The sequence below is a fragment of the Streptomyces sp. NPDC007095 genome (assembly GCF_040634475.1).
Classification (GTDB): domain Bacteria; phylum Actinomycetota; class Actinomycetes; order Streptomycetales; family Streptomycetaceae; genus Streptomyces.
In genome coordinates, this window is the sequence record NZ_JBEYFS010000372.1 from 1 (window position 1) to 6989 (window position 6989).

Sequence of the window (6989 nt, forward strand, 5' to 3'; positions counted from 1 at the left end):
GGCCGACGAGCAGCGCCCCGGACCGGTCCGCCTCCCAGGCCGCGCAGCCGGATGCGCCCGAGGCTCCCGACTCGTCCGCCCCCGGCACCTCAGCGCAGGCCGACCCCTCCGGCCACCCGACGCGAGCCCAGGACACCGAGGCCCACTGCCGTGCGTACGCATCGGTAAAGGGCCGGGGCAACGCCCTGAACTCGGCGGCCTGGCAGCGGCTCATCAAGGCTGCGGGCGGCGAGGACAAGGTCGCGGCGTACTGCGCAGAGCAGTTGAGCGACGACACCGGGTCCGCGAAGTCGAAGAAGCCGGACGGCACGCCGAGCCCGCACGCGACAGTCGCGGCGACGCCGACCAAGTCCAGGGGCAAGCGGTAGACAAGGCCGGGACGTGCAGTGGACACAGCAGGGAAGCCGGGAAACGGTGGGCCCGAGTGTCCGTCGATGTGTCCGACGCACGCCCTTCCGTCCTCGCCGATGGCAACGGCCGGGGCCGCCACCCCCCACAGGAGAGGCCCCGACCGTCGCGCGGCACGGGCCGCGCGGCGGCCCGTACTCTCTACAGCGCCGCGGCTGCGTTTTCTGTCACACCTCGCTGTGTCACCAGTTAGTTGCATGCTGTACGAACATGGACGGGGAGCGGTTTCAGGCCGTAACGTGCCATTCGCGCCGGGGTGCGGAGGACGGACAGCCGCACCCGTGAGGGGCCTAGGACCGCAACCACCGACTGAGGAACCACAACGGCGAGCAACCCGGTCCGCGAAAGCGGCGCCGGCTTAGGCGCAGAAGGGCGCGCGGTGCTGGGGGACGACGCGGAGCTGACCGCCGCGGTGCTTGCGGCGCAGGACGGGGACGAGACCGCGTTCCGGACTGTGTACCGCTCGGTGCACCCACGGCTGCTCGGATACGTACGGACGTTGGTAGGCGACCCGGACGCGGAGGACGTCACGTCCGAGGCCTGGTTGCAGATCGCCCGTGACCTGGAGAGGTTCAGCGGCGACGCGGACCGCTTCCGAGGCTGGGCCGCCCGGATCGCCCGCAACCGCGCTCTCGACCACATACGCATGCGCGGGCGCCGCCCCGCGATCGGCGGTGACGAGACGGAACTGACCGCGAAGGCCGGTGATTCCGACACCGCGGGCGAGGCGATCGAGGCGCTGGCCACCGACAGCACCCTCTCGCTGATCGCCCAACTCCCGCAGGACCAGGCGGAGGCCGTGGTACTGCGCGTGGTCGTCGGCCTCGACGCCAAGACCGCGGCCGAGACCCTCGGCAAGCGGCCCGGAGCCGTCCGCACCGCGGCGCACCGCGGTCTCAAGCGGCTCGCGGAACTGCTCGGCGCGGATCCGGAATCCGCCGGCGGCCTCGGTGCCGTCCCCCCACAAAGAGAGTCACGAAGAGAGTCGCGCACACGCGCGGTGACGTCCGCGGGTGTGACGCATACGCGTTCGCGGACGCAGAAGGACATGTGATGGCCGACGAGCAGGACAAGTGGCTGGACCGTGACGCCGCGGAGCGTCTGCTGCGTGGTGAGCCGCTGGAAGCCGTCGACGCCGACACCCAGGGCCGGGCCAAGCGGCTTGCCGACGTGCTCGGTGCGCTGGCTCCCGAGCCCGCGCCGACCAGCGCCGAACTCCCCGGCGAGGCTGCCGCGTTGGCCGCGTTCCAACAGGTGCGCGCGGGCCGGAACGGCGAGTTGGTCCAGCTCGGCCGCCGGGGGCGCCCGAGGGCCGCGGCCCACTCCGCCGACGCGGGTCTCGTCCGGCTGGGCCGTCCGGCTCCGGCCCTGCGGGGCCCCCGTCGGGGCCGTCCGGTGCGCCTCGGGATCGTCGCCGCGCTGGCCGCGGGGATGATCGGCGGCGTCGCCGTCGCGGCCGGAACCGGAGTGCTGCCGACTCCGTTCCGTGACGACTCGCCGAACCCGGCCGCGACGGTTTCCGCGGCGCAGACGCCGCGGCAGCCGTCCCTGTCGCCGTCGCCCGGAGCGTCGAAGACCGATGGTTCCGAGGTGCCGGTCCCGGGAGCCACCACGAGCGCGCCGGCCGGTGCCGGCTCAGGCGACGACGAGGCCCAGGGGCCCGGCGCGCCGAGCGGACAGCCCGACTCCTCCGACGCCGGGCGGTCGGCCCGCGCCCGCGAGTGGTGGGCCAAGACACGCTCGTACTGCCGCGACGTGCTGGACGGCAAGAGCCTGGAGTCCGGCCGCAGACGTGTCCTGGTGGACGCCGCGGGCGGCGGCCCGCGCGTGAAGAAGTACTGCACGGGCGTCCTGGGCCAGACGGGCGCCGCAGCGGGTGAGGGCCGGGGCGACCAGGACCAGCAGGGCGCCACGGGCTCGGACTCCGGCTCCGGCCAGGGGGCCGGGGGCGGTTCCGGCGACGGCTCGGGCAGCGGCGCCGGTGGCGGGGACAATGGCGGTGACGGCGAAGGCCACACAGGTTCGGGCGGCGAGGGAGGCCACCACGGCCGCGACGGGATCCTCGCCCCGTCCCCGCGCTCGGTCGTCGCGCCGCTGCTGCCGGCCCCCTCGGCAGTCGCTGCCGGCCGACCTCCTGAGCAGCCGCTGCTGCCCACCTCCTGAGCAGGCTTTCAGCCATCCGGACCGGGCGTGTTCTCAGCCACCCGGACTCCGAGAACCCTGCCATCTGCCCTCTGACCTGCGGTTTCGCATTCCTTCGGAATTTTCTCCCGCCCGGGTGTGACGTTTTCGGCCGCGCCGACGCAGTACTGGGTGAGCCGACTGGTCATCGGCCGTCGCACTGAGCCGGGGTTCCCCCCGTACCCAGGCCTGGTGCACATCGGCGCGGGCGGGACACGTTCCCCCGGTCCCGCCCGCGCCCCATCACCTCACCCCTTCCGCCCTCCGGGCCGGCCGTCACCAGTAGACGACGACCTTGTCCCCGTTTCGGACCTGTGCGAACAGCGCCGCGATCTTCCCCTCGTCCCGTACGTTGACGCAGCCGTGCGAGGCGCCGTAGTAGCCGCGGGCCGCGAAGTCGGGGGAGTAGTGGACCGCCTGGCCGCCGCTGAAGAACATCGCGTACGGCATGGACGTGTGATAGATCGTCGACACGTGGTAGCGCGATTTGAAGTAGACGCTGAAGACCCCCTCGCGGGTCGGCGTGTACTGCGAGCCGAACCGCACGTCCATCTCCGAGACCGTCTTCCCGTCGATCATCCAGCGCAGGGTGCGGCTCGTCTTGCTGACGCACAGCACCCGGCCCGTCATACAGCGCGGGTCGGGCCGCGCGGCGGGCTGCCCGCCGTACGGGTACAGCTCCCACGCGGCCGGCTTGTGCGTCATCCCCCGCAGCCGCTCCCAGGTGACGGCGTCCAGCTCGCCGGTCCGCGGCAGCCCGCGCTTGCCCTGGAACCCCTTCACCGCGGTGACCGTCGGGGTGTCGTACGTCCCCGTCGGCGCCGGGATGAGCCAGGCGAGCTGATGCAGCCGGGCCTGCACCTCACGGACGTCGTTCCCCTTGTCGCCGCGGGACCAGAGGACCCTGGGGGCGGCGGACGGCGTCGTGCCGCCCGGCTTGTCGTCCCCGGGCGTGGCCGAACGGTCCGTCTTCGAGGCGGACGGCGGCGTCTTGCCCTGCGTGCTCCCCTGCGTGTTCCCCGGCGTCTTCCCCCGCGCGTTCCCGTGCGCGTCCACGGCCTGGGCCGTACAGCCGCTCACCGCGACGAGTGCCACGAGGGCGGCCAGCGATCTCCCCATACCAGTCGTACGCATTCCAACCCCCGGTGCGTCGTCGTGTTCCCTGAGATGCTCCCCAGGCGCGCCCGGTTGCGAACGACGCGCGATCCTGGGGAATGAAGCAATGAAGCCTGAGAGCGATGAAGCCTGTGAGCAAGGTCCCAGCGCGGTCCTCTCCATCCCGCGCACGGCCGCCGCTACAGTCCGTGGCGAGGGTCGGACCTACCAGTAAGTAACTTCAGCGGGAGGCACAGCAATGGCGCGCGAGTCGGAGTCCGGACTGCCCATCGAACCGCTCTATGGACCCGAGGTTCTGGAGGGCTGGGATCCGGCCGAGAAGCTGGGCGAGCCGGGCGCGTACCCCTTCACCCGCGGTGTCTACCCGTCGATGTACACGGGCCGCCCGTGGACGATGCGCCAGTACGCGGGCTTCGGCACGGCCGTGGAGTCGAACGCGCGCTACAAGCAGCTGATCGCGAACGGCACGATGGGCCTGTCGGTCGCCTTCGACCTGCCCACCCAGATGGGCCACGACTCGGACGCGCCGATCGCGCACGGTGAGGTCGGCAAGGTCGGCGTGGCCATCGACTCGGTGGAGGACATGCGGATCCTGTTCGGCGGCATCCCGCTGGACAAGGTGTCCACGTCGATGACGATCAACGCCCCCGCGGCGCTGCTCCTGCTCATGTACCAGCTGGTGGGGGAGGAGCAGGGCGTCCCGGCCGATCAGCTGACGGGCACGATCCAGAACGACGTGCTCAAGGAGTACATCGCGCGCGGCACCTACATCTTCCCGCCCAAGCCCTCCCTGCGGCTGATCGCGGACATCTTCAAGTACTGCAAGGCCGAGATCCCGAAGTGGAACACGATCTCGATCTCGGGCTACCACATGGCCGAGGCGGGTGCCTCGCCCGCGCAGGAGATCGCGTTCACCCTCGCCGACGGCATCGAGTACGTCCGCACGGCCGTGGCCGCCGGCATGGACGTCGACGACTTCGCCCCCCGCCTGTCCTTCTTCTTCGTCGCCCGCACGACGATCCTGGAGGAGGTCGCCAAGTTCCGCGCCGCCAGGCGCATCTGGGCGCGGGTGATGCGCGAGGAGTTCGGCGCGAAGAACCCGAAGTCGCTGATGCTCCGTTTCCACACCCAGACCGCCGGGGTCCAGCTGACCGCCCAGCAGCCGGAGGTGAACCTGGTGCGCGTCGCGGTCCAGGGCCTGGGCGCGGTCCTCGGCGGCACACAGTCGCTCCACACCAACTCCTTCGACGAGGCGATCGCGCTCCCGACGGACAAGAGCGCGCGCCTGGCGCTGCGGACGCAGCAGGTCCTCGCGTACGAGACGGACGTGACGGCGACGGTCGACCCCTTCGCCGGCAGCTACGTCATCGAGAAGATGACCGACGACGTCGAGGCGGCCACGGTCGAACTGATGGCGCGGGTCGAGGAACTGGGCGGCGCGGTGTCCGCGATCGAGCACGGTTTCCAGAAGGGCGAGATCGAGCGCAGCGCCTACCGGATCGCGCAGGAGACCGACTCCGGTGAGCGGGTCGTGGTCGGCGTCAACCGCTTCCAGCTCGACGAGGAGGAGCCGTACGAGCCTCTCCGCGTCGACCCGGCCATCGAGGCGCAGCAGGCCGAACGCCTCACCAAACTCCGCGCCGAGCGCGACCAGTCGGCGGTGGACGCGGCCCTCGCCCACCTCAAGAAGGCGGCCGAGGGTACGGACAACGTCCTCTACCCCATGAAGGACGCCCTGCGCGCCCGCGCGACGGTGGGCGAGGTGTGCAACGCGTTGCGGGGGGTTTGGGGGGCGTATGTGCCGTCGGATGCGTTCTGACCAGGGCAATTGCTTCGTATGAGTGATCGAGGGCGGAAACCGCACGCCCCCGGCTACTCTCGTGAAGAGTGACCCCCCGAAAAGGAGGACGCCGTGGCTGTAATGCAACACGAGCTGACGTTGGGCGAAGCCGCCGACCTGCTCTCCAGTGCACTGCCTGGGCACCGCGTGGAGATTCTCCAGGGGAGGCTCGTTGTGACACCGCCGCCGGACGGCTCGCATGCACTGTCGTTGTCTTGGCTGGTCGTAGCGTTCGACGGGGCGGGGGCACGGAAGGCCGGGCTCAGGTATGTCCAGGGCATCGGCCTCTGGCTGCCCGCGCTGCCTGACGACTACGCGATCCCGGACTTCTCGGTCGTCGACGAGGACTTCCGCGACGCTCTGGTCCAGAAGAACTGCTACGCCCCGAACGTCTTCCGCCTGGTCATGGAAGTGACGTCCTCGAACTGGTCCGACGACCTGGGTCCCAAGGTCGAGAGTTACGCGGAGGCCGACATTCCGGTCTACATCGTGGTCGACCGCAAGCACGACGAGGTGCTCCTCTACCAGGACCCGGTCGACGGGAAGTACGACGCCCCCCAGCGCTTCAAGCGCGGTCAGAGCGTTCCGGTCCCCGACTCCGTCGGTGTCGGCCTCGACCTCGCCGTCGACACCCTCCTCGACGGCGACTGACCACCGACACCCGAAGGTGCGGTGTCGTATTCCCGTGCGACACTCCACCTCATGCTTGGTGTCATCGACCTCCCGACCTATCTCGCGGGACTCGTGCTGATCGTTCTGCTTCCCGGTCCGAACTCGCTGTACGTGCTGTCCGTCGCCGCCCGCAAGGGCGTACGCACGGGATACACGGCCGCCGCGGGTGTCTGGTGCGGGGACACCGTGCTGATGACCCTGTCCGCGGCCGGAGTCGCCTCGCTGCTGCAGGCCAACGCCGTGCTGTTCGGGATCGTGAAGTACGCCGGGGCCGGATATCTGACGTGGCTCGCGGTCGGGATGCTGCGCGCCGCGTGGGGCATGTGGCGCACCCGGCACGAGCGGGCCGAGGACAGCGAGGTGGCCGCGGCGCCGGCCGCCGAGGAGCGGCCCTACCGGCGGGCGCTGGTGATCAGCCTGTTCAACCCGAAGGCGATCCTGTTCTTCGTCGCCTTCTTCGTACAGTTCGTGGACCCGGGCTACGCCTACCCGGCCCTCTCCTTCGTCGTCCTCGGCGCCTTCGCCCAGCTCGCCAGCTTCCTGTACCTCACCGCGCTGATCTTCAGCGGGACGAAGCTGGCGGCGGCCTTCCGGCGGCGCAAGCGGCTCTCGGCGGGGGCCACGACCGCGGCGGGCGCCCTGTTCCTGGGCTTCGCCGTGAAGCTCACCCTGGCCAGCGCCTAGGTCCTGTCGTCAAATTCCCGTCGTCCGCCCGGAGGGCGGGCCCTGCGGCGTCAGGTGCGTGCTCTCGGCGTGCCGGGCACAGGCCCTC

Annotated in this window: 6 protein-coding genes and 1 pseudogene; 6 read left to right on the top strand and 1 reads right to left on the bottom strand. The window is 71.0% G+C overall.

Annotated features, from left to right (window positions below; translation table 11 throughout):
• From ABZ656_RS55015 to ABZ656_RS55025, 3 genes and pseudogenes are all read left to right on the top strand, one after another.
• Positions 1 to 368 (top strand): annotated as a pseudogene (locus ABZ656_RS55015) (hypothetical protein); the annotation flags it as partial.
• A 419-nt stretch (positions 369 to 787) separates the two neighbouring features.
• The gene (locus ABZ656_RS55020) at positions 788 to 1462 is read left to right on the top strand and encodes an RNA polymerase sigma factor (protein ID WP_101400261.1); all 675 of its coding nucleotides are present in this window, start codon (positions 788 to 790) and stop codon (positions 1460 to 1462) included.
• Entirely contained in the window at positions 1462 to 2571 is a 1110-nt protein-coding gene (locus ABZ656_RS55025) for a hypothetical protein (protein WP_360279853.1), read from the top strand. The genes ABZ656_RS55020 and ABZ656_RS55025 overlap by 1 nt, the downstream gene beginning before the upstream one ends.
• 294 nt (positions 2572 to 2865) lie before the next feature.
• Here the strand turns inward: ABZ656_RS55025 and ABZ656_RS55030 are convergent, their stop codons facing one another.
• Positions 2866 to 3723 carry a L,D-transpeptidase family protein gene (locus ABZ656_RS55030; protein ID WP_360279856.1) on the bottom strand — a complete coding sequence of 286 codons (858 nt, stop codon included), beginning with the start codon at positions 3721 to 3723 and terminating at the stop codon, positions 2866 to 2868.
• A 220-nt stretch (positions 3724 to 3943) separates the two neighbouring features.
• On the opposite strand from ABZ656_RS55030, the gene ABZ656_RS55035 reads away from it, so the two are divergent.
• From ABZ656_RS55035 to leuE, 3 genes are all read left to right on the top strand, one after another.
• Entirely contained in the window at positions 3944 to 5524 is a 1581-nt protein-coding gene (locus tag ABZ656_RS55035) for a methylmalonyl-CoA mutase family protein (RefSeq protein ID WP_054233680.1), read from the top strand.
• Between the two features lie 93 nt (positions 5525 to 5617).
• Positions 5618 to 6196, top strand: a complete 579-nt coding sequence (locus ABZ656_RS55040) for a Uma2 family endonuclease (RefSeq protein WP_360279859.1) — start codon at positions 5618 to 5620, stop codon at positions 6194 to 6196.
• Positions 6197 to 6247: 51 nt separating this feature from the next.
• Positions 6248 to 6901 carry a leucine efflux protein LeuE gene (gene leuE, locus ABZ656_RS55045; protein WP_101400264.1) on the top strand — a complete coding sequence of 218 codons (654 nt, stop codon included), beginning with the start codon at positions 6248 to 6250 and terminating at the stop codon, positions 6899 to 6901.
• The last annotated feature ends 88 nt before the right edge of the window (positions 6902 to 6989 follow it).

Coding starts and splice junctions, on each gene's coding strand:
- ABZ656_RS55025 (WP_360279853.1), top strand. CDS start 1,462: ATGGCCGACGAGCAGGACAAGTGGCTGGACCGTGACGCCGCGGAGCGT.
- ABZ656_RS55030 (WP_360279856.1), bottom strand. CDS start 3,723: ATGCGTACGACTGGTATGGGGAGATCGCTGGCCGCCCTCGTGGCACTC.
- ABZ656_RS55035 (WP_054233680.1), top strand. CDS start 3,944: ATGGCGCGCGAGTCGGAGTCCGGACTGCCCATCGAACCGCTCTATGGA.
- leuE (WP_101400264.1), top strand. CDS start 6,248: ATGCTTGGTGTCATCGACCTCCCGACCTATCTCGCGGGACTCGTGCTG.